The sequence below is a fragment of the Mangrovimonas sp. TPBH4 genome, from assembly GCF_001280505.1.
GTDB lineage: Bacteria > Bacteroidota > Bacteroidia > Flavobacteriales > Flavobacteriaceae > Mangrovimonas_A.
The window spans coordinates 1-1,045 of sequence record NZ_LBIO01000074.1; the positions used below are offsets into that span (position 1 = coordinate 1).

At 55.5% G+C, this 1,045-nt stretch carries 1 protein-coding gene; it reads right to left on the reverse strand.

Annotated elements, in window-relative coordinates; all coding sequences use genetic code 11:
* Positions 1-1,045, reverse strand: a 1,045-nt coding sequence (locus ZA05_RS18405) for a hypothetical protein (RefSeq protein WP_197276121.1), incomplete at both ends; no start/stop codon positions are given.

Genomic DNA, 1,045 nt, shown 5'->3' on the forward strand with positions numbered 1-1,045 from the left:
TCAGGTTACAGCCACCCGTGATGCTGCCCAGGGCAACCCACTCGGCAAACGCCTGGTCGACGGAAGCCTGGTCAGAACATGCTGCCATTGTATAATCGTCTGGTGCATTGAAGGAAACCTCTGGTGCTGGAAGCACGCTAAAAGTCGCCGTTCCGATAATGGTTTCTGCACAATCACTTGTCGCTGTCCAGGTAACATCAGATTTTCCGCCACAGGCACTCGGTGCTCCTGGATTGTCTATTGTGATTTCCAAGTTACAACCTCCGGTGATACTGCCCAAGTCAACCCACTCGGCAAACGCCTGGTCAATCGATGCTTGGTCAGAACAAGCCTCCATCGTAACGTCAGAAGGTACATTAGCAATAACCTCTGGTGCAGGCTCTACCGTAAAGGTCGAACTCAGCAATAACGGTGCCCCACAGTCGCTGGTAGCTGTCCAGATAACTTCCGATGAACCACCACAGGCATCAGGTGCCCCTGGATTGGTCACTTCAACCATCAGGTTACAGCCACCCGTGATGCTGCCCAGGGCAACCCACTCGGCAAACGCCTGGTCGATAGAAGCCTGGTCGGAACAGGCTGCCATTGTATAATCCTCTGGCGCGTTGAAGGAAACCTCAGGTGCCGGTTCTACCGTAAAGGTCGAACTCAACAACAGCGGTGCCCCGCAGTCGCTGGTCGCTGTCCAGATAACTTCCGATGAACCGCCACAGGCATCAGGCGCCCCCGGATTGGTCACTTCAACCATCAGGTTACAGCCACCGGTGATGCTGCCCAGGGCAACCCACTCGGCAAATGCCTGGTCGATCGAAGCCTGGTCGGAACAGGCTGCCATTGTATAATCATCTGGCGCGTTGAAGGAAACCTCAGGTGCCGGTTCTACCGTAAAGGTCGAACTCAACAACAGCGGTGCCCCACAGTCGCTGGTAGCTGTCCAGATAACTTCGGATGAACCGCCACAGGCATCAGGTGCCCCCGGATTGGTCACTTCAACCATCAGGTTACAGCCACCGGTGATGCTGCCCAGGGCAACCCACTCGGCAAA